Genomic DNA, 1,004 nt, shown 5'->3' on the forward strand with positions numbered 1-1,004 from the left:
CGCCAGAACGCTTTACGGGAGAAGATGAGCAATCGCCTTGCCTCGTTGCTTGAGAGCGTTAGAAGTGGCTTCGATGGGCTGTATGGCTTCGCTGATGATGCCTTTGCCGGTGAGGTGCGAACCGAGGCTGAGGCGCTGATAAATGATGTGCTGATTCGGGCAGGTGAGCAGGAGGCCGAGCTGGTGGAGTTGAGCCAGCAGGATTACAGAACCGCTGATGATTACGAGCGAGCGTTAAACAGTTGGCAGGGGCAGAACGATTACGAGATGCGGATAATGCGCAATGGTCGTGCAGTATTCCACGATCTGCTTAACCCGTTTTGATTTGTCCAGGTGGGCGAGTGATTACCGTTCACCAGTAAACGCCAGCAGATTTACAGAGATTGCCCTTTGGTCAGGGCATACCCAGCGGCCTAATCAACCGCAGCACCTGAGCAAGTGTTAAAACTGCTTAACGCTATTTGGCTACTGTAAACTCCTTACCCCAGCTACCAATCACAAATCTACGAGTTTTCGGAAAATCTGCCCTGCGACAATAACCCAAAGAAAGCCGATGTGACCTGTACGCTGAGAAAAGAGCGAGCAAGGCGAGCATCGTCTGTTGGCGTTTAGGGCTGTGTCAGGTGCATCGTGTCGTGATGCGAGTCGCTGTAGAGCCAGCATCTTTCCCGTGCTGGTTAGGTGGTCACGTTGCCTGTTTGTCCCGCTTTCAAAGGTCGCCCGTTGCTGGTGGATATTCTTCGCAGTTGGTTAGTTTGTTCAGCGGATGTTGCGCATACACCCCGCCGCTGATAGGCTTACCACTGAACCCGCCAAAGTTCAGGTAAATACCCACCAGCACCAGCAGGTGATGAAGTTACCAGAGAGAAGCCCACACTGTAAAAGGTCGTGGGCTTTTTTCGTTTCTGAGCCAGGCAAAATTCACGCCTAACCTATACCTGTAATGGCGCTGTAAAAACCGATAGTTTCCAGTGAATTACAGCGGAGTATGTTCAGCGTAAGTC

1 protein-coding gene is annotated in these 1,004 nt (G+C 51.7%); it reads left to right on the forward strand.

Features of this window, described 5'->3' with window-relative positions:
* Positions 1-324, forward strand: a 324-nt coding sequence (locus HL054_RS22065) for a hypothetical protein (RefSeq protein ID WP_369141278.1), incomplete at its 5' end; no start/stop codon positions are given.
* Positions 325-1,004 lie beyond the last annotated feature (680 nt).

The organism is Modestobacter versicolor (assembly GCF_041028285.1).
Classification (GTDB): domain Bacteria; phylum Actinomycetota; class Actinomycetes; order Mycobacteriales; family Geodermatophilaceae; genus Modestobacter; species Modestobacter versicolor_A.